The sequence below is a fragment of the Mesorhizobium jarvisii genome, assembly GCF_003601985.1.
GTDB classification, from domain to species: Bacteria; Pseudomonadota; Alphaproteobacteria; order Rhizobiales; family Rhizobiaceae; genus Mesorhizobium; species Mesorhizobium jarvisii.
The window spans coordinates 117,808-143,561 of sequence record NZ_QZXA01000003.1; the positions used below are offsets into that span (position 1 = coordinate 117,808).

General features: G+C 64.1%; 26 protein-coding genes. 14 read left to right on the forward strand and 12 right to left on the reverse strand.

All coding sequences use genetic code 11. The annotated features are described in order from the left end of the window. Window positions 1-31 precede the first annotated feature (31 nt). Complete coding sequence (gene acnA, locus D3242_RS08065; protein WP_064981499.1) at window positions 32-2,722, reverse strand: aconitate hydratase AcnA; 2,691 nt, start codon at window positions 2,720-2,722, stop codon at window positions 32-34. Between the two features lie 285 nt (window positions 2,723-3,007). Between acnA and ccmA the strand changes: the two genes are divergently transcribed. The 4 genes from ccmA to D3242_RS08085 all read left to right on the forward strand — a co-directional run bounded on the left by ccmA (window position 3,008) and on the right by D3242_RS08085 (window position 5,218). Continuing rightward, window positions 3,008-3,643 (forward strand): heme ABC exporter ATP-binding protein CcmA, encoded by a 636-nt coding sequence (ccmA, locus tag D3242_RS08070; RefSeq protein WP_064981497.1) that lies wholly within the window; start codon window positions 3,008-3,010, stop codon window positions 3,641-3,643. Further along, the gene (gene ccmB, locus D3242_RS08075) at window positions 3,643-4,308 is read left to right on the forward strand and encodes a heme exporter protein CcmB (protein WP_019862060.1); all 666 of its coding nucleotides are present in this window, start codon (window positions 3,643-3,645) and stop codon (window positions 4,306-4,308) included. Before ccmA ends, ccmB begins: the two co-directional genes overlap by 1 nt. Window positions 4,309-4,469: 161 nt before the next feature. Next, window positions 4,470-4,643: a heme exporter protein CcmD gene (gene ccmD, locus D3242_RS08080; RefSeq protein ID WP_064981496.1), complete on the forward strand. Its 174-nt coding sequence runs from the start codon at window positions 4,470-4,472 to the stop codon at window positions 4,641-4,643. Continuing rightward, a complete protein-coding gene (locus D3242_RS08085; RefSeq protein WP_019862059.1) occupies window positions 4,640-5,218 on the forward strand; it encodes a DsbE family thiol:disulfide interchange protein in 579 nt (192 codons plus the stop codon). Before ccmD ends, D3242_RS08085 begins: the two co-directional genes overlap by 4 nt. Window positions 5,219-5,502: 284 nt before the next feature. Here D3242_RS08085 and D3242_RS08090 read toward each other — a convergent pair whose 3' ends face one another. Beyond that, the gene (locus D3242_RS08090; RefSeq protein WP_019862058.1) at window positions 5,503-5,670 is read right to left on the reverse strand and encodes a hypothetical protein; all 168 of its coding nucleotides are present in this window, start codon (window positions 5,668-5,670) and stop codon (window positions 5,503-5,505) included. Window positions 5,671-5,962: 292 nt separating this feature from the next. Here D3242_RS08090 and D3242_RS08095 point away from each other — a divergent pair, with 292 nt between their 5' ends. Both D3242_RS08095 and D3242_RS08100 read left to right on the forward strand, forming a co-directional pair. After that, window positions 5,963-6,883 (forward strand): SMP-30/gluconolactonase/LRE family protein, encoded by a 921-nt coding sequence (locus tag D3242_RS08095; RefSeq protein ID WP_019862057.1) that lies wholly within the window; start codon window positions 5,963-5,965, stop codon window positions 6,881-6,883. Between the two features lie 162 nt (window positions 6,884-7,045). Then, a complete protein-coding gene (locus D3242_RS08100) occupies window positions 7,046-7,252 on the forward strand; it encodes a tautomerase family protein (RefSeq protein WP_019862056.1) in 207 nt (68 codons plus the stop codon). A gap of 240 nt (window positions 7,253-7,492) precedes the next feature. Here the strand turns inward: D3242_RS08100 and D3242_RS08105 are convergent, their stop codons facing one another. The 9 genes from D3242_RS08105 to D3242_RS08145 form a co-directional block, all read right to left on the reverse strand. Then, complete coding sequence (locus D3242_RS08105; protein ID WP_064981494.1) at window positions 7,493-8,023, reverse strand: NADPH-dependent FMN reductase; 531 nt, start codon at window positions 8,021-8,023, stop codon at window positions 7,493-7,495. Between the two features lie 21 nt (window positions 8,024-8,044). Continuing rightward, window positions 8,045-8,665, reverse strand: coding sequence for a pyridoxamine 5'-phosphate oxidase family protein (locus D3242_RS08110; protein ID WP_038650599.1), 621 nt, complete (start codon window positions 8,663-8,665; stop codon window positions 8,045-8,047). Window positions 8,666-8,734: 69 nt separating this feature from the next. After that, a complete protein-coding gene (locus tag D3242_RS08115; RefSeq protein ID WP_064981492.1) occupies window positions 8,735-9,409 on the reverse strand; it encodes a septation protein A in 675 nt (224 codons plus the stop codon). A 45-nt stretch (window positions 9,410-9,454) separates the two neighbouring features. Beyond that, window positions 9,455-11,209, reverse strand: coding sequence for a signal recognition particle-docking protein FtsY (gene ftsY, locus D3242_RS08120; RefSeq protein ID WP_394811851.1), 1,755 nt, complete (start codon window positions 11,207-11,209; stop codon window positions 9,455-9,457). Between the two features lie 297 nt (window positions 11,210-11,506). Continuing rightward, a complete protein-coding gene (mtaB, locus tag D3242_RS08125; RefSeq protein ID WP_064981489.1) occupies window positions 11,507-12,847 on the reverse strand; it encodes a tRNA (N(6)-L-threonylcarbamoyladenosine(37)-C(2))-methylthiotransferase MtaB in 1,341 nt (446 codons plus the stop codon). After that, window positions 12,847-13,731 (reverse strand): diaminopimelate epimerase, encoded by an 885-nt coding sequence (gene dapF / locus D3242_RS08130; protein ID WP_064981487.1) that lies wholly within the window; start codon window positions 13,729-13,731, stop codon window positions 12,847-12,849. Before dapF ends, mtaB begins: the two co-directional genes overlap by 1 nt. Window positions 13,732-13,876: 145 nt before the next feature. Continuing rightward, window positions 13,877-14,038, reverse strand: coding sequence for a DUF1328 family protein (locus D3242_RS08135; RefSeq protein WP_010912345.1), 162 nt, complete (start codon window positions 14,036-14,038; stop codon window positions 13,877-13,879). Window positions 14,039-14,136: 98 nt separating this feature from the next. Next, window positions 14,137-14,703, reverse strand: coding sequence for a hypothetical protein (locus D3242_RS08140; protein ID WP_027047543.1), 567 nt, complete (start codon window positions 14,701-14,703; stop codon window positions 14,137-14,139). A 70-nt stretch (window positions 14,704-14,773) separates the two neighbouring features. Beyond that, window positions 14,774-15,826, reverse strand: coding sequence for an MBL fold metallo-hydrolase (locus tag D3242_RS08145; RefSeq protein WP_064981748.1), 1,053 nt, complete (start codon window positions 15,824-15,826; stop codon window positions 14,774-14,776). Window positions 15,827-16,062: 236 nt separating this feature from the next. Here D3242_RS08145 and D3242_RS08150 point away from each other — a divergent pair, with 236 nt between their 5' ends. Both D3242_RS08150 and zapE read left to right on the forward strand, forming a co-directional pair. Continuing rightward, window positions 16,063-16,602 carry a protease inhibitor Inh/omp19 family protein gene (locus tag D3242_RS08150; protein ID WP_019862043.1) on the forward strand — a complete coding sequence of 180 codons (540 nt, stop codon included), beginning with the start codon at window positions 16,063-16,065 and terminating at the stop codon, window positions 16,600-16,602. An 81-nt stretch (window positions 16,603-16,683) separates the two neighbouring features. Then, entirely contained in the window at window positions 16,684-17,901 is a 1,218-nt protein-coding gene (gene zapE, locus D3242_RS08155; protein WP_019862042.1) for a cell division protein ZapE, read from the forward strand. A 36-nt stretch (window positions 17,902-17,937) separates the two neighbouring features. On the opposite strand, the gene D3242_RS08160 is transcribed toward zapE, so the two are convergent. After that, window positions 17,938-18,366 carry a GNAT family N-acetyltransferase gene (locus D3242_RS08160; protein WP_064981485.1) on the reverse strand — a complete coding sequence of 143 codons (429 nt, stop codon included), beginning with the start codon at window positions 18,364-18,366 and terminating at the stop codon, window positions 17,938-17,940. A gap of 234 nt (window positions 18,367-18,600) precedes the next feature. On the opposite strand from D3242_RS08160, the gene mdh reads away from it, so the two are divergent. From mdh to D3242_RS08190, 6 genes are all read left to right on the forward strand, one after another. Further along, on the forward strand, window positions 18,601-19,569 hold the full coding sequence (mdh, locus tag D3242_RS08165) for a malate dehydrogenase (protein ID WP_019862040.1): 969 nt from the start codon (window positions 18,601-18,603) through the stop codon (window positions 19,567-19,569). Window positions 19,570-19,618: 49 nt separating this feature from the next. Continuing rightward, window positions 19,619-20,812: an ADP-forming succinate--CoA ligase subunit beta gene (gene sucC, locus D3242_RS08170; protein WP_038650580.1), complete on the forward strand. Its 1,194-nt coding sequence runs from the start codon at window positions 19,619-19,621 to the stop codon at window positions 20,810-20,812. A gap of 4 nt (window positions 20,813-20,816) precedes the next feature. Next, window positions 20,817-21,188 carry a cupin domain-containing protein gene (locus D3242_RS08175; protein ID WP_064981484.1) on the forward strand — a complete coding sequence of 124 codons (372 nt, stop codon included), beginning with the start codon at window positions 20,817-20,819 and terminating at the stop codon, window positions 21,186-21,188. A 3-nt stretch (window positions 21,189-21,191) separates the two neighbouring features. Further along, window positions 21,192-21,689 carry a DUF1579 family protein gene (locus tag D3242_RS08180; RefSeq protein ID WP_019862037.1) on the forward strand — a complete coding sequence of 166 codons (498 nt, stop codon included), beginning with the start codon at window positions 21,192-21,194 and terminating at the stop codon, window positions 21,687-21,689. Between the two features lie 12 nt (window positions 21,690-21,701). Continuing rightward, window positions 21,702-22,604 (forward strand): succinate--CoA ligase subunit alpha, encoded by a 903-nt coding sequence (sucD, locus tag D3242_RS08185; protein ID WP_064981482.1) that lies wholly within the window; start codon window positions 21,702-21,704, stop codon window positions 22,602-22,604. A gap of 136 nt (window positions 22,605-22,740) precedes the next feature. Continuing rightward, window positions 22,741-25,728, forward strand: a complete 2,988-nt coding sequence (locus D3242_RS08190; RefSeq protein ID WP_019862035.1) for a 2-oxoglutarate dehydrogenase E1 component — start codon at window positions 22,741-22,743, stop codon at window positions 25,726-25,728. Window positions 25,729-25,754 lie beyond the last annotated feature (26 nt).

The window sequence follows — 25,754 nt, forward strand, 5'->3', positions numbered from 1 at the left end:
CTACTGCCCAAGCCCTATTCCCTGGCTGCGGCTACGCAGCCAAATCGCGCAGCACGTACTGCAAGATGCCGCCGTTCTTGAAGTAGTCGAGCTCGTCCAGCGTATCGATGCGGCAGATGATCGGCACGTTCTTCACCGTGCCGTCGCCATAGGTGATCTTGGCGGTCATCGTCTGGCGCGGCTTGATCGTGCTCAATCCGTCGATCTCGACCAGTTCGTCGCCCTTGAGGTTGAGCGAAGCCCAGGACGTGCCTTCCTCGAAGACGAAGGGGATGACGCCCATGCCGACCAGGTTCGAGCGATGGATGCGCTCGAAGGACTGGGCGATGACCGCGCGGACACCAAGGAGATTCGTTCCTTTGGCGGCCCAGTCGCGCGAAGAGCCGTTGCCGTATTCGACACCGGCGAATATCACCAGCGGCACGCCTTCCTTCTTGTACTCCATCGCCGCGTCGTAGATCGATTCCTCTTCCTTCGACGGGTAGTGGATGGTGTAGCCGCCCTCGCGGCCGTTCTCGCCCAGCATGTGGTTGCGGATGCGGATGTTGGCGAAGGTGCCGCGCATCATCACCTCATGATTGCCGCGCCGCGTGCCGTACTGGTTGAAGTCGGCGACGCCGACGCCATGGTCGGTGAGGTATTTGCCGGCCGGCGAGGCGGCCTTGATCGACCCCGCCGGCGAGATGTGGTCGGTGGTGATCTTGTCGCCGAACAGGCCGAGCACGCGCGCGCCCTTGATGTCGCCGATCTTGCCGAAACCTGATGTCATGCCGGCGAAATAGGGCGGGTTCTGCACATAGGTCGAATTGTCGTCCCAGGCATAGGTCTGACCTTCCGGTGCCTGAACCTTCTGCCAGTGCTCGTCGCCCTTGAAGACGTCGGCATATTTGCGGGCGAACAGCTCGCGGGTGACGTTCTTCTCGATGAACTCCTGGATCTCGGCCGAGCTCGGCCAGATATCCTTGAGGTAGACCGGATTGCCGTTCTTGTCTTCGCCGAGCGGCTCGGTCGTCAGGTCCTTGGTGACGGTGCCGGCCAGCGCGTGCGCCACGACCAGCGGCGGTGACGCCAGGTAGTTGGCCTGCACGTCGGGCGAGACGCGGCCTTCGAAGTTGCGGTTGCCGGACAAGACCGCGGCGGCAATCAGACCTTTGTCGTTGATGGTCTTGGAGATCGGCGCCGGCAGCGGGCCGGAATTGCCGATGCAGGTGGTGCAGCCGAAGCCGACCAGGTTGAAGCCGATCTGGTCGAGCTCCTTCTGCAGGCCGGACTTTTCGAGATATTCGGCGACCACCTGGCTGCCGGGGGCGAGCGAGGTCTTCACCCACGGCTTCTGCTTGAGGCCGAGGCGGTTGGCGTTGCGGGCCAGAAGGCCGGCGCCGATCAGCACGCTCGGGTTCGAGGTGTTGGTGCACGACGTGATGGCGGCGATGACCACGTCGCCATGGCCGAGATCGTGGTCGGTGCCTTCGACGGCGTAGCGCTTGGAAATCTCCGCCGCCTTCTTGTATTCGGTGTCCATCGCCTTGGCGAAGCCGGCCGGAATGCCTTCCAGCGCGACGCGGCCCTCGGGGCGCTTGGGGCCGGCCATCGACGGTACGACGCTGCTCAGCTCGAGCTCGAGCAGGTCGGTGAAGACCGGGTCGGCGGAGCCGGCCTCGCGCCACATGCCTTGCGCCTTGGAATAGGCTTCGACCAGCGCGATGCGGCTTTCCTCGCGGCCGGACATCGTCAGGTAGCGGATGGTTTCCGAATCGACCGGGAAGAAGCCGCAGGTGGCGCCATATTCCGGCGCCATGTTGCCGATGGTGGCGCGGTCGGCGAGCGTCATGTTGGACAGGCCCGGGCCGAAGAACTCGACGAACTTGCCGACGACGCCCTTCTTGCGCAGCATCTGGGTGACGGTGAGCACCAGGTCGGTGGCGGTGACGCCTTCCTTGAGCTTGCCGGTGAGGCGGAAGCCGATCACCTCGGGCAGAAGCATGGAGACCGGCTGGCCGAGCATGGCCGCCTCGGCCTCGATGCCGCCGACGCCCCAGCCGAGAACGCCAAGGCCGTTGATCATCGTGGTGTGCGAATCGGTGCCGACGCAGGTGTCGGGATAGGCCGTGGTTTCGCCGTCCTCGGTGTTGGTCCACACCACCTGGCCGAGATATTCGAGGTTGACCTGGTGGCAGATGCCGGTGCCGGGCGGCACGACGCGGAAGTTGCGGAACGCCTGCTGGCCCCATTTCAGGAACTTGTAGCGTTCCTCGTTGCGCTCGTATTCGAGCTCGACATTGCGGGCGAAGGCCATCGGCGTGCCGAATTCGTCGACGATGACGGAATGGTCGATGACGAGGTCGACCGGCACCAGCGGATTGATCTTCTGCGGGTCGCCGCCGAGCGAAGCCATGGCGTCGCGCATGGCGGCCAGGTCGACCACGGCCGGAACGCCGGTGAAATCCTGCATCAGCACGCGGGCCGGGCGATAGGCGATCTCGACGCCGGCGGTGCCCTTGTCGGTCAGCCAGCCGGCCACCGCCTGGATCGATTCCTTGGTGACGGAGCGGCCGTCCTCATTGCGCAGCAGGTTCTCTAGCAGCACCTTCATCGAATAGGGCAACTGGGCGATGCCGGTGAGGCCGTTCTTCTCGGCCTCGACGAGGTCGAAATAGGCATATTCGGTGCCGCCCGCGGTCAGCGTGCGACGGCAATTGAAACTATCGAGGGATTTTGACACGTGCGATCCGTCCTTGTCTGTTCAGCCTGAAAGGGAACGGACGCCGATGGCATGCAATCACGCGCAAAGGTGCGGGTACGGCCATTTCCGCTGTCCGTTCCCAAGCAACCCGAGCCGTTCAAGGCGGCGCGTGCGCTGGTTCGGCGCTAATTCTGTTCCCGAGCCGACCGCTGGCACGGATGCACCGCATATAGAGAATTTTCCGGAATAGTTCTAGACAGTCAAAAAGCAAATTTGTGCGATGCGGCAGCGACCGCGGAACATTGTTTTCGGGGCAGGCGAGGGATGCGGCTTATCGCCGAAAATCTGGGCGGCGAACGCGGCGGCGAGGGGGTTTTTTCCGGCGTCGGCTTTGCGCTCGATCAGGGCCAGGCGCTGGTCGTCACCGGGCCGAACGGATCGGGCAAATCGACCTTGCTCCGGATCATCGCCGGACTGCTGCCGAAGGCCGAAGGCCGGCTGCTGATCGAAGGTGGCGGCGATGACTTTCCGTCGATCGCCTCGGCCTGTCATTATCTCGGGCATCAGAACGCGATGAAGACGGCGCTGAGTGTCGTGGAAAACCTGCGCTTTTGGCGTGATTTCAATGGAAGTGGCGATTCGAGTGTCGACGAGGCGCTGGAGACCGTCGGGCTCGGCGGCATCGGCCATCTGCCGTTCGGCTATCTCTCGACCGGGCAAAGGCGGCGCGCGGCGATCGCCAAGCTCTTGGTCAGCCATCGGCCGCTGTGGCTGCTCGACGAGCCGACGGCGGGTTTGGACAAGGCGTCGGAGGCGCGGTTCGCGGCACTGATGATGAAGCATTGCGTGGCTGGCGGGATGATTGTCGCGGCGACGCATCTGCCGCTGGGGATCGAGGCGACGGAGTTGAGGATGGGGGAAGCCACAGAGCGCCTGCCTCAACAAGGGATCATATCGTAATGTGGTCCCTCTTCGCCCGTGACATCCGCCTCAACATCCGTGCCGGCGGCGGCGCGTTGACCGGCGTCATTTTCTTCCTCGCCGTCATCGCCACCATCCCGTTCGGCGTCGGGCCGGACCTGAAGCTGCTTTCCCGCATCGGCCCGGCGATCCTGTGGATCGGCGCGCTGCTCGCCTGCCTGCTCGGGCTCGACCGGCTGTTCCAGGCCGACCGCGAGGATGGCTCGCTCGATCTGCTGGTGCTGGGCAACGACCGGCACATGCTGGCGCTGACCGTGCTGGTGAAATGCCTGGCGCATTGGGCGGGCAGCGTGCTGCCGCTGGTCGTCGCCGCCCCCTTGCTCGGCCTGTTCATGAACATGGAGCCGCTCGGCATCGGCGCGACCGCGCTGACGCTGCTGGTCGGCACGCCGGCCATCACCTTCATTGGCGCCGCTGGTGCCGCGGTGGCGGTGGCGCTGCCGCGCGGCGGGCTGCTGATCTCGGTGCTGGTGCTGCCGCTGACCATTCCGGTGCTGATCTTCGGCGTTTCGGCGAGCTACGGCGCGACGGCCGATCCCGATCCTTTCCTGCAACCCTTCCTCATTCTTGCCGCGCTGACGCTGTTTCTTGGCGTGCTGGGGCCGGCCTCGGCAGCGCTGGCGCTGCGCCACGGAACCGATTGAGCGAGGTTTGGCATGGTTTGCGCGACGTCAAGGGCGGCGGCGCGGCGGCCATGTAGGTTTGAACCCACGGCGCGTTGCGCAGCCATGGGCATGTCGCTAAGGGAAAGCATGATCGAACGAGGCAGACGGCTGGAAAGAGGCGCGCCGATGGAGCGGCAAGCATGAGTGTGCATGCACTCTATGTCACGGCCGCCTACGGCATCACGGCGGTTGTTCTGGCCGGGCTGATCGGCTGGATCCTGCTCGACCAAAAGGGCCGCAAGCGCGATCTTGCCGAACTGGAAGCAGCCGGCGTGCGGCGGCGTTCCGACAAGGCGGAGGCAGAAAAGTCGTGAGCAGCGAAACCGAAACGCCGACGCGTGGTCGCCGCCTGTTCGTACTGTTGCCGCTGCTGATCTTTCTCGGCCTGGCGGGCCTGTTCCTGTGGCAGCTGCTGTCAGGACGCGATGTCTCGGAAGTGCCATCGGCGCTGATTGGGCTGCCGGCGCCGCAGACCAATCTGCCGGCGCTGGAGGGGTCAAACCTGCCGGGGCTTGATTCGAGGGCGTTCGCCGGCAAGGTCACGCTGGTCAATGTGTTTGCGTCATGGTGCGCGCCGTGCCGCGAAGAGCATCCGGTGCTGCTGGCGCTGTCGCAGGACAAGCGGTTCACCATGGCGGCGCTGAATTACAAGGACCGGCCGGAAAACGCCCGCCGGTTCCTCGGCGATCTCGGCAATCCGTTCCAGGCCATCGGCGTCGACGAAGCCGGCCGCACGGCGATCGACTGGGGCGTCTACGGCGTGCCGGAAACCTTCGTCATCGGCAAGGACGGCAGAATTGCCTACAAGCATGTCGGCCCGCTGACGGCGGAAGCGGCGCGGGATCTCTTGCTGCCGCAGATCGACAAGGCATTAGCAGCACCGAACTGATGGCGTTCTCGCGCTTCGTCATTCTAGCGCGAAGCAAGGAGCGAAGCGACGCGGCGCAGACCCTGGAGCTGCTCAGCAGCCCAAGGAATCCATGCCGGGACGTTGGTCAAGGATACTTCGGATCAGAATAGGCGTTGCGTACAGCGGTAGACAGAAATTCTGCACCGCCGCGGCGCTCGAAGATCACGGCATGGATCCCTCGGGCTGCTGAGCAGCTCCAGGGGGTCTTCGCTCCGCTTCGCGTCGCTACGCCCAAGGATGACGAACGTGATAGGTCGAAATACTCAGCCGTAGATCTGCTTGTGGATCTGGTAGAGCATTTCCGAGCGGTCGGCGCGCATGTCGGCCAGATCGCGGCTGGAGAAGCTGTCGATTTCGGCGACGAGGCGGTTGTAGTGCTTGCGCTTGGCGATGTTGTTGCGAGCGCGGGTCATGAGATCGTTGAAGATCATAGCAAGGGTCCTTCTGTGCCGCATTCTGGCGGCGGTTTCTTCCTCCCTTGGTCAATACGAAACATGACATAGGATTGGTGCGTTGCAAAAAGAAGATGTTGCAATGCACCATTGCACGCAGCGCATAGCCGGTTAATCGAGTCCTAAGGCGTCCTGGTTGGACGATCGGGGCCAGAACTGCCTGGGCGGCGGCTTCCTCTCTGTTTTGTCATACAAATTGCGAAGGCCGCGTCTTGCCAGATCGATCGCGGGCTGGCTTGATCCGGTATCACGTGATGCCGGGAGGAAATGCATGGCGGCCGCAGACTATTACGAAATTCTCGATCCGCGCTTCGCGCGCCTGTTCAACGGCAATGCGCAGGTGGAGAAGCTGTTCACCGGATGCCGCTGGGCGGAAGGGCCGGCCTGGTTCGCCGCCGGGCGCTATGTCGTCTGGTCCGATATCCCGAACAACCGCATGCTGCGCTATGACGAGACGGATGGCAGCGTCAGCGTCTTCCGCCAGCCCTCGGGCAATTCCAACGGCAACACCGTCGACCGGCAGGGCCGGCTGGTGACCTGCGAGCATTCGGGCCGCCGCGTCAGCCGCACCGAGCATGACGGCTCGGTCACCACCATTGCCGCCAAATGGAAGGGCAAGCGGCTGAACTCACCCAACGACGTGGTGGTGAAGTCCGACGGCTCGATCTGGTTCACCGACCCGACCTACGGCATCGACACCGACTATGAGGGCGACAAGGCCGAGAGCGAGATCGGCGCCTGCTACGTCTACCGGGTCGATCCCGACAGCGGCGAGATCGAGGCCGTCATCACCGACATGGTGCGGCCCAACGGGCTCGCCTTCTCGCTCGACGAAAGCCTGCTCTATGTCGTCGACACCGGCCGTACGCACGGCGCTGAGAACCCGGCGCATATGCGGGTGTTCAACGTCGGCAAGCACGGCAAGAAGGTGTCGGGTGGCAAGGTCTTCGCCGACTGCACCGCCGGCCTGTTCGACGGCTTCCGGCTCGACGCCGACGGACGCATCTGGACCAGCGCTGCCGACGGCATCCACTGCTACGATCCGGACGGCACGCTGATCGGCAAGGTCAAGGTGCCGGAGGTGACCGCCAATTGCGTGTTCGGCGGCGCCAAGCTGAACTGCCTCTACATCGCCGGCACCACCTCGCTCTATTCGGTGCGGCTGATGGTGAACGGGGCCAAGACTTTTTGAGGCTGCTCGACACGCTTCTCTGGCGGGTTTTGATGGCGTTGCTGCGCATACCCGTGGCGCCAGTTGCGCCTCGGCTGCCGGAGCTGCCGCCATTCAGTTCTCCGGAAAGGATCTCGAAGCAGTCTCTTGCCGGAATCAGACACAATTCAAGGGGAGAGCGTCATGCCATTCGTCAACATCCGCATCGTCAAGGAAGTGATCGCCGCCGATCCGGCAGGCAAGAAGGCTGACATCGCCAAGAAAGTCACGGCGGCCATCATGGACGCCACCGGACTTGGCAATGACGATGTCTGGGTGGTTTTCGAGGAGGTCAATGCCCGCGACTGGTATGTCGGCAGGACCGACGTCGAGACGCTGCGGAAGGGGTAGGGTGGCGACGCTCGACTGCGGGTGCACCTTTCCTTCGTCATCCTCGGGCTTGACCCGAGGATCCATGCCGTGACTTCCGACTCGGAGTGCTGCGGTGCAGAATTCTGTAAGCATTGCAGCGCCTTAGTGTAACGGCATGGATTCCTTGGGCTGCTGAGCAGCTCCAGGGGTCTGCGCCGCGTCGCTGCGCTCCTTGCTCCGCCCTAGAATGACGAAGTCGTATGGTTGGCCGCCAACAGATCAGCGCGAGCGGATAAACTCCGCGAAGGCCGTGAGCCCATTGCGCATTGCCAGCACGCTCACCGGTTCCGCCAGGATGCCATCCACCTCCGGCGGCTTCTTCCCCAGCAATGCAACCTCGATCCCGCCCTCACAAAGCGCGAAGGACATCGTCCGCATGACCTCGGCCAAAGCGGCGCGGGCGAACAGCGAGCGCTGCGAGGCGTGGGCCAGCATGGCGGGCTTGGCGATGGCGGCGTCGCGCGAGACCAGCCAGTCGAGCGCGTTCTTCAGCCCGCCAGGCACGCCATGGGCATATTCGGGACAGGAGACGATGATGCCGTCGGCGCCGGTGACGGCGTCGATCAGCTCGGCCGCTTCGCGCGGCGTGCGCTCGCCCTCGTCATCGGGATTGAAGATCGGCAGACGGCCGAGCCCGCCATAGATGGTGACGCGGCAGCCCGCCGGCGCGTTGCTCGCCAGTGCCGCGACCAGGGCGGAATTGGTGGAGGCGGCCCGCAAGCTGCCGGAGATGGCGAGAAGGTTCAGCACAGCGTGGGATCGGTCCGGCGCCTACCACATCGTCTGCTTGTATTCTTCGTCGAGCCAGCGGTCCGTCGCCTCGGCCGAATCGGCGACCACCAGCTGGTCGCGCAGGATCTGGCCGAGCGTCGGCAGCGTCGCGCGGTCGTACCAGGTGTCGGGCTTCCACAGATCAGAGCGCATGAAGGCCTTGGCGCAATGCATGTAGGCCGCCTTGACCGTGACCACGATGACGCTTTGCGGCTCCTTGCCGTCGACGGCGAGGCGCTTGCGCAAACCGGCGTCGACGGTGATGCGGGCATCGCCATTGACGCGCAGCGTCTCGTTCATGCCGGGGATGAGGAAGAGCAGCCCGACCGAGGGATTGCGCAGTATATTCTCCAGCGTGTCCAGCCGGTTGTTGCCGGGCCGGTCGGGGATGGCGATGGTCCTGTCGTCGAGAATGGCGGCGAAGCCGGGCTTGTCGCCCTTCGGCGTCACGTCGGCATTGCCGGCACCATCGGACGAGCCGATCAGCACGAAGGGGCTCTTGCCGATGAAGGAGCGGCAATGGCCGTCGAGCGCCTTGAGCTCCTTGCGAATGGAACCGTCGGTCGGCCGTGGCGTCTTGTAGATCGTCCGCAATTCTTCGTGCGTGGTGACGAATTCCATGGCCCTCTCCTCAGTTGTTTGGACGCAATTCCGGACGGAAAACCGCTTCACACTCTTCCTGGAATTGCTCTACTTGCCGGCCTTTTCTTCCCCGCTTGCCTTGTCGTCCAGCGAATGGCGCAGGATCAGCGGCATCTGGCTGAAGGTGAACAGAAGCGTGATCGGCATGATGCCCCAGACCTTGAAGGTAACCCAGGCATCGGTGGAAAAATTGCGCCACACCACTTCATTGACGATGGCCAGGAACAGGAAGAACAGGCCCCAGCGGAAGGTGAGCTTGCGCCAGCCTTCGGCATCGAGCTTGAAGGCAGAATCGAAGACATAGCCGAGCAGCGACCTGCCGAAGTAGAGGCCGCCGAGCAGCACGCCGCCGAACAGCGTGTTGACGATGGTCGGCTTCATCTTGATGAAGATGTCATCCTGCAGATAGAGCGTCAGCGCGCCGAAGATGAAGACGACGACGCCCGACACCATCGGCATGATCGGCAGCGTGCGCGTCAGCAGCCACGAGGCGATCAGCGCGATTGCCGTTGCGGCCATGAACAGGCCGGTGGCGACGAAGATCGGGCCGCCGAATTCGCCCAGAACAGGGAATTTCTGCACCAGCCACTCGCCGCGCGCATTGGCGAAGAAGAACACCAGCAGCGGCCCAAGCTCCAGCACCAGCTTGAGCACGGGATTGACGCCTTCCTTCTTCTCTTTCTGCGGGTCGGACGGATCGCGTTCGAGAATGGGTGGGTTCATGATCTTCCTTCTTACGCACGATCCCGTTGAAAAGGGATCATGCCGTTACGCCACTCCAGCGATCGCCCTGGCGAATTCGCTCGCGGAGAAAGGTTCGAGGTCGTCGACCTGTTCGCCGACGCCGATGAAATAGACCGGCAATTTGTGCTTTGCCGCGATCGCCACCAGAATACCGCCGCGCGCCGTGCCGTCCAGCTTGGTCATCACCAGGCCGTTGACGCCGGCGATGTTGCGGAAGATCTCGACCTGGTTGAGCGCGTTCTGGCCGGTGGTGGCGTCGACCGTCTGCAGCACGGTGTGTGGCGCTTCCGGGTCGAGCTTGCCGAGCACGCGCACGATCTTCTCGAGCTCGGCCATCAGTTCAGTCTTGTTCTGCAGGCGTCCGGCGGTGTCGATGATCAGCACGTCGGAGCCGGCTTCCTTGGCCCTCTCGAAGGCGTCATAGGCGAGGCCGGCGGCATCGGCGCCGAGCTTGGAGGCGATGACGGGCGATTTCGTCCGTTCACCCCAGATCTTCAGCTGTTCGATCGCGGCGGCGCGGAAGGTGTCGCCGGCGGCGAGCATCACCGATAGGCCGCCATCGGTCAGTTTTGCCGCCAGCTTGCCGATGGTGGTGGTCTTGCCGGTGCCGTTGACGCCGACCACCAGAATGACATGCGGCTTGTGCGAGAGGTCGAGTTCCAGCGGCATGGCGACAGGGGTCAGCACCTTCTCCACCTCGGCCGCCATGATGGCGCGCACTTCGGTGTCGGAGACATCCTTGCCGTAGCGGCTGGAAGCCAGCGCATCGGTAACGCGCAGCGCCGTCTCCATGCCGAGATCGGCGCGGATCAGCACGTCTTCCAGGTCCTGCAGCGTGTCCTCGTCCAGCTTGCGCCTGGTGAAGACGCCGGCAATGTTGCCGGTGAGCTCGCGCGAGGAACGGGCAAGCCCGTCCCGCATGCGCTGGAACCAGGAGCGCCGCGGCGCCGGCTCCGGCGCCTTCACCGGCTCGGCCTTCTGCTCGACCTTCTTGGCGACGGTCACCTTGCCGGGAGCGGGTTTCGGTTCCGGCTTCGGCTGTGGGACGGGCTGCGGCTCGGGCGCGATCTCGGCAAGGACGGGCTGCGTCTCGATTGGTGCCGGCTGACGAATGGGAGGCGCGATTTCCGCCGCCGGGGCCTGAGGCGCGGCAGTCGCTGGCGCGAGTTCGGCAGCAGGTGCCAAATCTTGCGTGCGCTCGCGCTGCCCCTCACCCTTACCCTCTCCCCGTGAAGTACGGGGAGAGGGGGGCGTCGGCGTCGAGGCTTCTTCTTCAATGTTTGCGAGAGAAGGCGTGGCGTCACTGGCAGCTTCCTTCTCCCCGTCTCTATACGGGGAGAAGGTGCCGGCAGGCGGATGAGGGGCGGCGCCAGCTTCTAAAGTCGGCTGTGCGGACGGGGCCGCCGGTGGAGGCACCTCGATCGGTGCTGGTGTCTCGACCGGGATCTCCGCAGGCGGCGCTGGCACTTCGATCGGTGCCGGTTCGGGCTGCTTTTCCGGGCGCGGCGGCACAATCTCCGGCTCCGCAGGCGCCGGAGCGGGGACTTCTTGCGGCTGCGGCTCGGGAGCGGGCTCCGGAGCGGCGGGGGGAAGTGGAATTTCCTCGGGCGCCGGCGGCTCAGGCGCGGGTGCGGGTTCCTCTTGCGGCGCGGGCTGCGGCAGGGGTTCCGGCTCAGCGGGAATCGCCGGCTCCGGCGTGGCCGGGATGGTCGGAGCGGGCTCGGGTGCCGGCTCCTCGACAGGCGACGGCTGAGGCGCGTCCTTTACCTCCCCCTCGATGGGGGAGGTCCCAAGCGCAGCTTGGGGGTGGGGGTGATCGGCGCTGGCGTCGGCGCTGTCACCCCTCCCCGCTACTTCGTGGAGACCCTCCCCATCGACGGGAGGGTGGGGCGCCGGTTCCAGTTCCTCGCGCTTCAGAAATTCCGGAACGACCTGTTCGGCAGCCGGCTTCAGCGCATCGAGCTGGTCCCATTTGATCGGGGGCAGAGGGGCGGTCTCGTCGACGCGCTCCTCGACAACCTCTTTCTTGCCGAACGAAAATATCTTCTTGAAAAAACCAGCCATGCTTTGCGTTTCTCAGGCGGCGCGTGCGGCAAGCGGCACTGCGTTGAGCCGGGCGCCATCGTGGCCAGTAATTGTCGCTTCGACGATCTCGCCCGGCGCGCCGGTGCCGAGTGCGGCGAGGGTAAATCCTTCGGTGCGGCCGAGGCCATCGCGCTCGATCAGGATCGACTGACGGGTTCCAGGCAGCGAGGACAGATGGCGCCGATAGGCGGCTTCGCCGGCGGCGCGCAAACGGGCGGCACGCTGCTTGACCAGTTCGCGGCGGACCTGCGGCATGCGCGCGGCGGGCGTGCCCTCGCGCGGTGAAAACGGGAAGACATGGAGATGGGTCAGGCCACATTCCTCGACGATTCTTATCGAGTTCTCGAACATGGCGTCGGTCTCGGTCGGGAAGCCGGCGATGATGTCGGCGCCGAAGACGATCGCAGGGCGCAATTTGCGCACATCCTCGCAGAAACGGATCGACTGGTCGCGCAGATGCCTTCGCTTCATGCGCTTCAGGATCATGTCGTCGCCGGACTGCAGCGACAGATGCAGATGCGGCATCAGCCTGGGTTCGGTGGCGATGGCATCGAGCAAATCGTCGTCGGCCTCGATGGAATCGATCGAGGATAGCCGCAGGCGCTTCACGTCGGGCACCCGCTTCAAAATGGTCTTCACCAGTTTGCCGAGCTTGGGCGCCCCCGGCAGATCGGCGCCGAAACTGGTCATGTCGACGCCGGTCAGCACGATCTCGGCATAACCATTGCCGGCGAGACGCTTGACCTGCTCGACCACGGCGCCCATCGGCACCGAGCGGGAATTGCCGCGGCCATAGGGAATGATGCAGAAGGTGCAGCGATGGTCGCAGCCATTCTGCACCTGGACGAAAGCGCGGGCGCGGCCTTCTATGGCATCGACCATGTGGCCGGCGGTCTCGCGCACCGAGAAGATGTCGTTGACGCGGGCCTTCTCGGTGTCGTTGACGCCGAAATCCGGCAGCGCGCGGTACGAGTTTGCCTTCAGCTTCTCTTCATTGCCAAGCACGAGATCGACCTCGTCCATGGCGGCGAATTTTTCAGGCTCGGTCTGCGCGGCGCAGCCGGTGACGATGATACGCGCCTGCGGATTGTCGCGGCGCGCCTTGCGGATCGCCTGTTTGGCCTGGCGGACCGCCTCGCCGGTGACGGCGCAGGTGTTGAAGATCACCGCGCCGCCTTGCAGCGTGCCGAGACCGGCGCTTTCGGCCTCGCGCCGCATCACTTCGGATTCATAGGTGTTCAGCCGGCAGCCGAAGGTCACCACGTCAATGCGGCTGGGGGCCTCGGAAAGGGAGCCGTCGAAATCCGGGCTCCTGGACAGAGCAACCGACATCAGGCCGCGCTTTCGGTGTCGCGAGCCCAGGTGCCGGTCGAGGGATCGAAGCTGCCGGAAAATTCCCACTCGGCGGCACCGGTCAGGATGACGTGGTCGTCCTCGCGCCATTCGACATGCAGCGTGCCACCGCCGGGGGTCAAAAGGCTGACGCTGCGGCCGGTGCGCCTGGTGCGGGCCGCGGCCACCACCGATGCGCAGGCGGCGGAGCCGCAGGCCTTGGTCAGGCCGGCGCCGCGTTCCCAGGTACGGATGATCATGCTCTCGGGTGAGGTCACCTCAGCAATGGTGATATTGGCGCGCTCGGGAAAGATCGGGTGGTTTTCGAGCAGCGGGCCGAAACGCTCGAGCTCATAGGACCAGACATCGCGGTCGACCCAGAAGATGGCGTGCGGGTTGCCCATCGAGACGGCGGAGGGCGAATGCAGCACCGGAGCGTCGATCGGGCCGATCTGCAATTCGATCATGCGGGTGTCGCGGAACTCCTCGGCGAGCGGAATTTCCTGCCAGCCGAAATGCGGCATGCCCATGTCGACCGAGATCGTGCCGTCGGCATGTTCCCTGGCGTTGAGAATGCCGGCGCGGGTCTCGAAGGTGAAGGTCTTCTGGCCGGTCTCGGCGGCGAGCGCCTGGACGACGCAGCGCATGCCGTTGCCGCAGGCCTGCGCACTGGTGCCATCGGAATTCAGGATGTCGACATAGTAGGCGGTGCCCGGCGTCTTCGCATCATGGATCGCCATGATCTGGTCGAAGCGGGTCGCGGCATCGGCGTTCAGCGCAAGGGCCGCCGCCGCCGTCACCTGATCGGCACGGCCGCGCATATCGGCGACGATGATCTCGTTGCCGATGCCGTTCATCTTGGCGAAAGGGGCAGTGCTTGCCATTGCTCCGCGAAATTCCGTGTCCGTTTGGCGCTATATGGCGGAAACGGGCGGGAATTACCAGTGCGCAGGCGTGTTCCGTCACGGCGAAGACGCCGGACTGGTCACGGCGAAGACGCCGGACTTAGTCACGGCGAAGACGCCGGACTCAGGTCACCGCGAAGATGCCCAGCACCACCAGCAGGAAGATGACGAGAACGATGCCGATGAGGATGCGCGCGCCGGTGGCCGCGGCTCCGGCCAGCGCCGGCATGCCGAGCAGGCTCGCCGCCGCGGCGACGATGAGCAGGATGATGATCCATTTGATCATGGGAATGCCTCGCAAAACGACAGATTTCAAAACCGCATGAAAACGCTTCTGTCGCGCTTGGGTTCCCGCCGGCTGCGAGGCGATGTCAGTGGAAAAACCTAGCCGGCGATCTCGATATCGGTGCTGAACGGCGCCGTCTTGGTCGAGTTCTGGTCATGCATGAGGAAGTTGCACTTGTATTTCCCGGGCGGCAGTCCGTCGAGGGACAGGTCGAGTTTGAAGAAGAGTTCGCGGTTGTGCGAGCGGGAAGCGACCTGAACGCTTCCAATTTTCTCGAAGGTGCCCAAAGCTTCGCCCGAGTCGGAAAGCACGGTGAGGTCGACGGAAAGCGCGATCTGGCTGTTGCCGAGGCCGTCCGACCCATAGCCGTAGCCGACCGGCTCCATATAGAGCACGACCTTCTCGCCTGGCTTGTAGATATGATTGGCACGCTCGCTGTAGATGCCGAAGCCGCCGGCCGAATCGACCTGTTTGACATTCTGCACGGCGAGCGGCATCGCTTGCCACAAGGCCGCCTCGGCGCCGCGGAATTTCTCCAGCGCGCCGGCTCCGTCACCGGCCTGCAGCGCCTTTTCGGCCTCGGCGGCGCGATCAGTGATTTCGCCCGCGAAAGCCGCCGGCACCGAGATTGCCAGCACCATCAGCGCTGCAAGCATAGATTTCATCCGCATCCCCCTTTTCTGCTGGGCGGACCATCGGCGAAAATGACGGTGCCGTAAATGGCCAATGCAGACTTCAGCCGTGCCCGATCTCCGGCACGTCCCAGACCTCGCCGGGTTGCAAGGCGCGAAAGCGCTCCGGCGGCACGCCCTCCGCCTCACGCGCCTCGGCCAGTTTGCGGACCGGTTCGTCCATCGGTTCGTCGGTGAGCTGGAATGTGCCCCAGTGGCAGCCGGCGGCGAAGGCGGCCTTGCACAGCTTCATGCCTTGCACCGCTTCCTCCGGGTTCTGGTGCTGCGGCGCCATGAACCAGCGTGGCTCATACGCGCCGATCGGCAGGATGGCGAAGCGGAAGCCGCCATGTTTGTCCGCCATCAGCCGGTAGTTGATGCCGTCGTGGAAGCCGGTATCGCCGGCGAAATAGAGTTTGCCGCCCGGCGTCTCGATGACGAAGCCGGCCCACAGTGCCATGCGCCGGTCACGCGCACCGCGCGCCGACCAGTGATGCGCCGGCTCGATGTGGATGGCGGCGCGGTCACCGATGTCGATCCTGTCGCCCCAGTCATGCGCCGCCAGCCGCATGCCGGGAACCGCCTCGCCGATCAGCACATCGTTGCCGAGCGGCGTCACCGCCAGCGGATCGTGCTTCTCCTTCAGTCGCCTCAGCGTGACGAGGTCGAGATGGTCATAATGGTTGTGGCTGACCAGCACGAGGTCGATCGGCGGCAGGTCGTCGAAGGCGATGCCCGGTGCATTGACGCGTTTTGGCCCGATGAAGGAGAACGGCGAGGTGCGTTGCGACCAGACCGGATCGGTGAGGATGTTCAGGCCGGCCGTCTGGATCAGCAAGGTCGAATGGCCGACCATGGTGACGGTCAGGTCGGTGCCTTCGACCCTCGCGGACGGCCTCGCCTGCGGAAAGGGACTCGGGCTCGTCGCCGGCCATTTCGCGCGTTGGCCGTTGAGCTGCCATTTCAGCAGATCGGTGAAGCGTCCGGGCATCCGGCCACCGGGATTGAAGAACAAGGTGCCATCGAAATGGTCGCTGGGCGGACCGCTGTAATAGCGGTTGGCGGCTTTCTTTCTCGCGGCCAAGGCATGCTCCAGCGGGTTTCGGCTCCTAGACATAGGCGTTGCGCCGGTTGGCGCAAGCATTTGCAAGGCGAATGCGCGGTCGCGGCCGAACTCCACGGATTTGAGCGACGGGCGAACATGGCAGGTCGTGATTGCGATAAATTTGCAACAATCTTGCCGCAAACCCTATTTTAACCATATCGGGTTGAAATTTCGCCACCTTCTCCATCTTGGTGGAGGGTGATATTGCGCGGACGGCTTCCCCCCAGCCGGATCCGACGGAGGTTGTAATGAATTTTTCGAAAAGCGGTCTTGTGGCCGCATCGCTGGCGGCGCTCGTTGCGAGCGGTTGCTCGACCTCGCGCTTCTCGTCCATGGACGACCAGCAACCGGCGCCGCTGCAGCCGGCGCCGGCCGGCCAGGTGACTTCCAACCAGTTGCCGCCGCCAGCCTCGCCCGGCACCACCGACCCGTCGAAGTTCCCGACCGCTCCGGCGAACACGCAGGTTGCGTCCTTGCCGCCGGACGGCCAGGCGCCCGCCGGGGCCTCGGATCTCAGCGCGGCAGCCGTCGCCGGCGTCTGGAATGCCAGCGTTTCCGGGCAGAGCTGCAAGATCGCGACGCCGCAGACCAAGTTCGGCGCCGGCTTCCGCGCCGGGCCGCTGCATTGCCCGGCTCCGATCGACGGCATCAAGTCGTGGAACGTCGCCGGCAAGCAGCTGACACTTTACGATGAGAATGGCGGCTCGCTGGCGCGGCTCTATTCCTCGGGCGGCTCGAAATTCGACGGCCAGACTTCCAACGGTCAGCCGATTTCGCTTACTAGGTAGCCCGATCTCCCCAGTGCATGTCGCCCAAACTGGGGCTCCGGTTTTGGGGCAACGACGTGCATGAGAAAAACGACGTGACCGATGCATCTGCGTGACGGCCTCCAGACCCATGCGACCGTCAGGCAGCGCTACGACCACCTTGTGGAAACCGGCGCGATCGGACGCGATCCGGCGCAGGAGCGGATCGCCGCGGCGCTCGACCGGCTGACCGACGAGATCTCGGCCAAGCGGCTGGCGCACAAGTCCAGCGCGCTGGGCTGGCTGTTTGCCCGCAAGCGCGAGACGCATGAGGCCGTCAAAGGCCTCTACATCCATGGCGGCGTCGGCCGTGGCAAGACCATGCTGATGGACATGTTCTTCGAGCTGCTGCCGGTCCGGCGCAAGCGCCGCGTGCATTTCAACGACTTCATGGCCGATGTGCAGGACCGCATCCAGAAGCACCGGCAGGCGCGCAAGAACGGCGACGTCAAAGAAGACGATCCGATCCCGCCCGTGGCCAAGGCGCTGGCTGAGCAGGCCTGGGTGCTGTGCTTCGACGAATTCTCGGTCACCGACATCGCTGACGCGATGATCCTGTCCAGGCTGTTTTCGGCGCTGTTCGCCAATGGCGTCGTGTTGATCGCTACTTCGAACGTGGCGCCGCAAGATCTCTACCGTGATGGGCTCAACCGCCAGCTGTTCCTGCCGTTCATCGGCATATTGGAACGACACGCGCAGGTGCTGTCGCTCGACAGCGACAAGGATTACCGGCTGGAAAAGCTCGCCCGCACGCCGGTCTATGTCACGCCAGCCGACGACACGGCCGACCGGACGCTGGACGAGGCCTGGCGGACGATGACGCGCGGCGCGCCGACAGCCGCGACCTCGCTGACGCTGAAGGGCCGGCAGGTTCTGGTGCCGGCCGCCGCCGGTGACGCGGCGCGGTTCTCCTTTGCCGATCTCTGCGAAAAACCGCTTGGCGCGCGTGATTTCCTGGCCATTGCCGGACGGTTCTCGACCATCTTCATCGACCATGTCCCGGTGCTGGGCGAAGGCAAGCGCAACGAGGCCAAGCGCTTCATCCTGTTGATCGACACGCTTTACGATCATCATGTGCGGCTGGTGGTGAGCGCCGAGGCGCCGCCACAAGAGCTTTACGTGGCAAAACGCGGCGTCGAGGTGTTCGAGTTCGAGCGCACGGCCTCTCGCCTGATCGAGATGCAGAGCCGCGACTGGCTGGAGGACTGGGCTGAGCGGCGAAAAGAAAGGGCGCCGCCGGCTGCGGCACCGCGGGCTCAAGCCCTGCCTTCGTCGTCCTAAGCAGATGGACCCAAAGCAGAGCGAAGACCCTGGTCACTAAAGCCTGTACGCATACATGACGAAACTCTCCGCTTCCCCATGCGGCTCCTTGCGCGACTCATAAAGTGCCCGGGCCGGGAGGTTGTCGGGTTCGGTGCCAACCCAGGCCTCCTCGCAGCCATTCTCCCTGCCGATCGCGAACATCGCGTCGAGCATTTTGCGCGCGATACCCTGGCGCTGGAAGGCGGGCGATACGCCGACCTCGTCGATGTAGAGTTCCGCAACCTTGTCAGGATGGCGGTGGATCACCGCCGCACATTGACCGACAACCGCGCCGTCAGCCAGGGCTACGACCATGAAATGGCCGGGTTGGCTGAGATAGGCTGCCAATCGATCCGGCCTGACCGGTTCGTCGAACACATCCTCGGCGATCCACATCACAAGGGCGTCATTGCCGGCTTCAAGCCTTACGATCTCCATCTTCATTGTGTAACTTCTCCCAAGTCGGCTTACAAACTTTGACGTTTACGTAAATCCCAATCCATCTAACCGATTGAAAATGTTCACTCCAAAATAATCGTTTGAATTTATCTTGCACCGGGGCTATTGGGTGCGGCGAAATCTCGCGGGTTTCCTCAGCATTCCGGCCTCTTCCTCGACGCCGTCATCAAGTCGTCAAAGATTTGGGCGCAGTCACAGACAAAGGGAAAACATCCTCACATGGCACGCAACAAGATAGCGCTTATCGGCTCGGGCATGATCGGCGGCACGCTGGCCCACATGATCGGCCTCAAGGACCTCGGCGACGTGGTGCTGTTCGATATTGCCGAGGGTATTCCGCAAGGCAAGGGGCTCGATATCGCGCAATCGTCGCCGGTCGATGGTTTCGACTCCCGGCTGACCGGCGTCAACGACTATGCCGGCATCGAGGGCGCCGATGTCTGCATCGTCACCGCCGGCGTGCCGCGCAAGCCGGGCATGAGCCGCGACGATCTGCTGGGCATCAACCTAAAGGTCATGGAACAGGTCGGCGCCGGTCTGAAGAAGTACGCGCCCAAGGCCTTCGTCATCTGCATCACCAACCCGCTCGACGCCATGGTATGGGCGCTGCAGAAGTTTTCCGGCCTGCCCAAGACCCATGTCGTCGGCATGGCCGGCGTCCTCGACAGCGCGCGCTTCCGCTATTTCCTGGCCGAGGAATTCAAGGTTTCGGTCGAGGACGTCACCGCCTTCGTGCTCGGCGGCCACGGCGATTCCATGGTGCCGATGATCCGCTACTCGACGGTGTCGGGCATTCCGCTGCCCGACCTCGTCAAGATGGGCTGGACCTCGAAGGAGAAGCTCGACCAGATCGTGCAGCGCACCCGTGACGGCGGCGCCGAGATCGTCGGCCTGCTCAAGACCGGCTCGGCCTATTACGCGCCGGCGGCCTCGGCGATTTCCATGGCCGAAGCCTATCTCAAGGACAAGAAGCGCGTGCTGCCCTGTGCGGCCCACCTCTCCGGCCAGTATGGCGTCAAGGGCACCTATGTCGGCGTTCCCGTGGTGATCGGCGCCGGCGGCGTCGAGCGCATCATCGAGATCGACCTCAACAAGAGCGAACAGAAGATGTTCGACAGTTCGGTGGCGACGGTGCAGGGCCTGACCGAGGCCTGCGTCAAGATCGCGCCGCAGCTCGCCTCGAAGTGAATCCCACCAAAACGTCGACCCCGGCAAAACGACCTGGAGATAGTTCCCGATGAACATCCATGAATATCAAGGCAAGGCGCTGCTGAAGAGCTTTGGCGCGCCGGTGGCCGAAGGCGTGCCGGTGTTCAAGGCAAGCGAGGCGGAAGCCGCGGCACGCGCGCTGCCCGGCCCGCTCTATGTGGTGAAGAGCCAGATCCACGCCGGTGGCCGCGGCAAGGGCAAGTTCAAGGAACTGTCGACCGACGCCAAGGGCGGCGTGCGGCTGGCGAAGTCGGTCGCCGACGTCGTCGCCAACGCCAACGAGATGCTCGGCCACACGCTGGTGACAAAGCAGACCGGCCCGGCCGGCAAGCAGGTCAACCGCCTCTATATCGAGGACGGCGCCGACATCGAGCGCGAGCTTTATCTGTCGATCCTGGTCGACCGTTCGGTCGGCCGCATCGCCTTCGTCGTCTCGACCGAAGGCGGCATGGACATCGAGGCGGTCGCCCACGACACGCCGGAAAAGATCATCACCGTCGCCATCGATCCGGAAAAGGGCGTCACGGCGGATGACGTGAAGGCGCTTAACACAGCCCTCAAGCTCGACGGCGACGCGGCCAAGGACGGCGGCACGCTGTTCCCGATCCTCTACAAGGCCTTTGTCGAGAAGGACATGAGCCTGCTCGAGGTCAATCCGCTGATCGTCATGAAGAACGGCCGGCTGCGCGTGCTCGACGCAAAGGTGTCGTTCGACAACAACGCGCTGTTCCGCCATCCGGACGTGCTTGAACTGCGCGACACCACCGAAGAGGACGAGAAGGAGATCGAGGCGTCGAAATACGACCTCGCCTATGTCGCGCTCGACGGTAATATCGGCTGCATGGTCAACGGCGCAGGGCTTGCCATGGCGACGATGGACATCATCAAGCTTTATGGCGCCGAACCCGCCAACTTCCTCGATGTCGGCGGCGGCGCGTCCAAGGAGAAGGTGACGGCGGCGTTCAAGATCATCACCAAGGATCCGGCGGTCAAAGGCATACTGATCAACATCTTCGGCGGCATCATGAAGTGCGACATCATCGCCGAGGGCGTGATCGCCGCGGTCAAGGAAGTCGGGCTGGAAGTGCCGCTGGTGGTGCGCCTGGAAGGCACCAATGCCGAACTCGGCAAGAAGATCATCAACGACAGCGGCCTCAACGTCGTGTCGGCCGATGATCTGGACGACGCAGCCAAGAAGATCGTGGCGGCGGTGAAGGGCTGAGCCTGTGCCTCCACGCAAGATAAACCTGGTCGAGGCGGCGGATCAAAAGATCAGCAAGGTCTTCGATCCGCATATCGCCGGCGACGTCAATGACAGTCAGGCCAAGGTCGCCAAGTTCGGCGCGACCTTCGACTGGCACGCGCATGACAATGAGGACGAAGCCTTCCTCGTGCTGCGGGGCAGGATCGCCATCGATTTTCGCGACGGACCGGTCGAGCTCGGCGAGGGTGATTTCATCGTCGTGCCGCGCGGTGTCGAGCACCGGCCGCGTTCGCTCACCGCCGAGCCCGTGGTGCTGATGTTCGAGCCGGCGACGACGCTCAACACCGGCAACGCCAAGAGCGACCTCACCGTCACCGATCTGAAGCGGCTCTGACCGATGAACGCTGCCTCCTTCTCCTCGCTTTCCGCCGATCACCAGCGCCTGCAGGCGCTGGTCGGCGCGTGGCGCGGCGAGGAAGAGGTCGCGGCCACGCAATGGACCGATGCCGGCACGGCGACGTCCGAAGTGCTGGCGGAGGCGCAGTTCGGCGGCCTGTTCGTGGTGCAGCGCTATCGCCAGCGCCGCGACGGCACGATTTCCTTCGGTTCGCACAATGTGTTCGGCTTCGACCAGCCGAACCGCCTCGTCACCATGCACCAGTTCGATTCAATGGGCTTTGTCCCGGCCTCGCCGGCGACGGGCACGTGGAATGGCAGCGAGCTCAATCTGGAGCGGTCGTCGCCGCGCGGCGCGGCGCGGGTGACGTATATTTTCGACGATGCCGACACCTATCGCATGCGACTGCATTTCAAACCCGCCGGCAGCGATGGCTGGCAAGACATGGTGAGTGGCGTCTACCGGCGCGTCTCGCCTTCCTCGATCAACAGTCTTTAGAAAAGGGCTCCGATGTCCATTCTCGTCGACAAGAACACCAAGGTGCTGGTGCAGGGCCTGACCGGCAAGACCGGTACGTTCCACACCGAACAGGCGCTGGCCTATCACGGCACCAAGATGGTGGGCGGCATCCATCCCAAGAAGGGCGGCGAGACCTGGACAGGGTCGAAGGGCGAGAGCCTGCCGATCTTCGCCACCGTCGCCGAAGGCAAGACACGGACAGGCGCCAACGCTTCCGTCATCTATGTGCCGCCGGCGGGCGCCGGCGAAGCGATCCTGGAAGCGATCGAGGCGGAGATCCCGCTGATCATCTGCATCACCGAAGGCATTCCGGTGATGGACATGGTCAAGGTCAAGGCGCGGCTCGACCGCTCGACCTCGCGGCTGATCGGGCCGAACTGCCCGGGCGTACTCACCCCTGACGAATGCAAGATCGGCATCATGCCCGGAAACATCTTCCGCAAAGGCTCGGTCGGCGTTGTTTCGCGCTCGGGAACACTTACCTATGAGGCCGTGTTCCAGACCACCAATGTCGGCCTCGGCCAGACCACGGCCGTCGGCATCGGTGGCGACCCGGTCAAGGGCACCGAGTTCATCGACGTGCTCGAGATGTTCCTCGCCGACGACGAGACCAAGTCGATCATCATGATCGGCGAGATCGGCGGTTCGGCCGAGGAAGACGCCGCGCAGTTCCTCAAGGACGAAGCTAAGCGTGGCCGCAAGAAGCCGATGGCCGGCTTCATCGCCGGACGCACGGCGCCGGCCGGCCGCACCATGGGCCATGCCGGCGCGGTCATCTCCGGCGGCAAGGGCGGCGCCGAGGACAAGATCGCGGCGATGGAATCGGCCGGCATCAAGGTCTCGCCATCGCCGGCGCGGCTTGGCACGACGTTGGTTGAAGCCATCAAGGGCTGAGCGTCGGCGCCGGCAGTGGAATGAGAGCCGACGGCGGTTCGTTGGCTTTGAGGGGACAAGAAGGGCGGGTGAATCGCCCACTATCGCGGCGCTGCCGCAAACGTAAGGAGACGGAGCCAGGCTCCGCTGAAACGACATGGCAAGACAAGATCAGGCCAACGACCAATTCTCGCTCACCTCGTTCCTCTACGGCGGCAACGCCGATTACATCGACGCGCTCTATGCCGCCTATGAAGACGATCCCGCCTCGGTCAATCCCGAATGGCAGGAGTTCTTCGCCGGGCTGAAGGACGATGCCGGCGATGTGCGCAGGAACGCCAAGGGCGCCTCTTGGGCCAAGCCGTCCTGGCCGCTGCAGGCCAATGGCGAATTGGTGTCGGCGCTCGACGGCAATTGGGGCATCGTCGAGAAGCATCTGGAAAAGAAGGTCAAGGACAAGGCGGTCACCAACGGCATCGTGCTCTCAGACGCCGACGTGCACCAGGCGACGCGCGATTCGGTGCGCGCCATCATGATGATCCGCGCCTACCGCATGCGCGGCCATCTGCACGCCAATCTCGACCCGCTCGGCATCGCCAAGCCGCTCGAGGACTACAACGAACTGTCGCCGGAGAATTACGGCTTCACCGCAGCCGATTACGACCGGCCGATCTTCCTCGACAATGTGCTGGGGCTCGAATTCGGCACCATCCGGCAGATGCTGGAGATCCTGACCCGCACCTACTGCTCGACGCTGGGCGTCGAGTTCATGCATATCTCGGACCCTGAGGAGAAGGCCTGGATCCAGGCGCGCATCGAAGGCGCCGACAAGGAAATCTCCTTCACCACGACCGGCAAGAAGGCGATCCTGCAAAAGCTGGTCGAGGCCGAAGGCTTCGAACAATTCATCGACGTCAAGTACAAGGGCACCAAGCGCTTCGGCCTCGACGGCGGCGAGGCGCTGATCCCGGCGCTGGAGCAGATCGTCAAGCGCGGCGGCCAGCTCGGCATGAAGGAGATCGTGCTCGGCATGGCGCATCGCGGCCGCCTGAACGTGCTGTCCCAAGTGATGGCGAAGCCGCACCGCGCCATTTTCCACGAGTTCAAGGGCGGCTCGGCAGCCCCCGACGAGGTCGAGGGCTCGGGCGATGTGAAGTACCATCTCGGCGCCTCGTCGGACCGCGAGTTCGACGGCAACAAGGTGCATTTGTCGCTGACCGCCAATCCCTCGCATTTGGAAATCGTCGATCCCGTGGTGATGGGCAAGGCGCGCGCCAAGCAGGACTATCTGTTCGGCCGCGGCCGCGAGGAGATCGTGCCGCTGGAAGAGCGCGCCAAGGTGCTGCCGCTGCTCCTGCATGGCGATGCCGCTTTCGCCGGCCAGGGCGTGATCGCCGAAATCCTCGGCCTGTCGGGCCTGCGCGGCCACCGCGTCGCCGGCACGCTGCACTTCATTATCAACAACCAGATTGGCTTCACCACCAATCCGCGCTTCTCGCGTTCGTCGCCCTATCCGTCCGACGTCGCCAAGATGATCGAGGCGCCAATCTTCCACGTCAATGGCGACGATCCGGAAGCCGTGGTGCACGCCACCAAGGTGGCGATCGAATTCCGCATGAAGTTCCACAAGCCGGTGGTCGTGGACATGTTCTGCTACCGCCGCTTCGGCCACAATGAGGGCGACGAACCGGCCTTCACCCAGCCGATCATGTACCGCAACATCCGCACCCACAAGACGACGGTGCAGATCTATGGCGACCGGCTGATCGCCGAGGGCCACATCACCCAGGCCGAGCTCGACCAGATGAAGGCCGACTGGCGCGCGCATCTGGAATCCGAGTGGGAAGTCGGCCAGCATTACAAGCCCAACAAGGCCGACTGGCTGGATGGCGCCTGGTCTGGCCTGCGCACGGCCGACAATCAGGACGAACAAAGGCGCGGCAAGACCGCGGTGCCGGTCAAGACGCTGAAGGAAATCGGCAAGAAGCTGACCGAGGTGCCGAAGGGTTTCGAGGCGCACAAGACCATCATCCGCTTCCTCGAAAACCGCCGCGAGGCGATCGAATCCGGCGAAGGCATCGACTGGTCGACGGCGGAGGCGCTGGCTTTCGGCGCCATCCTGCTCGACGGCAATCCGATCCGCCTGTCGGGGCAGGATTCCGAGCGCGGCACCTTCTCGCAGCGCCATTCCGTGCTCTACGACCAGCGCGACGAAACCCGCTACATCCCGCTCAACAATCTGTCGGCGGCACAGGCCGGCTACGAAGTCATCAACTCCATGCTGTCGGAAGAGGCGGTGCTGGGCTTCGAATATGGCTACAGCCTGGCCGAGCCGAAGGCGCTGACCTTGTGGGAAGCGCAGTTCGGCGACTTCGCCAACGGCGCCCAGGTGGTGTTCGACCAGTTCATCTCTAGCGGTGAGCGCAAGTGGCTCAGAATGTCGGGCCTCGTCTGCCTGTTGCCGCACGGCTATGAAGGCCAGGGTCCGGAGCATTCCTCGGCCAGGCTGGAGCGCTTCCTGCAGCTTTGCGCCGAAGACAATATGCAAGTCGCCAACTGCACCACGCCGGCCAACTACTTTCACATCCTGCGCCGGCAGCTGAAGCGCGATTTCCGCAAGCCGCTGATCCTCATGACGCCGAAGTCGCTGCTGCGCCACAAGCGGGCGGTGTCGACGCTGCCGGAAATCTCGGGCGAAAGCTCGTTCCACCGGCTGCTGTGGGACGACGCGCAGTTGTTGCCCAACCAGCCGATCAAGCTCACCAAGGACAGCAAGATCCGCCGCGTCGTGCTGTGCTCGGGCAAGGTCTACTACGACCTCTACGAGGAGCGCGAGAAGCGCGGCATCAACGACATCTACCTGCTGCGCGTCGAACAGCTCTATCCATTCCCGGCCAAGGCGCTGATCACCGAACTGTCGCGTTTCCGCAACGCCGAGATGGTGTGGTGCCAGGAGGAGCCCAAGAACATGGGCGCCTGGTCGTTCATCGACCCGTATCTGGAATGGGTGCTGGCGCATATCGACGCCAAGCATCAGCGCGTTCGCTACACCGGCCGGCCGGCGGCCGCGTCGCCGGCGACGGGATTGATGTCCAAGCACCTTGCCCAGCTCGCCGCCTTGCTCGAAGACGCGCTCGGCGAATAAAGCAGGCGAATAGAACAGAACCGACA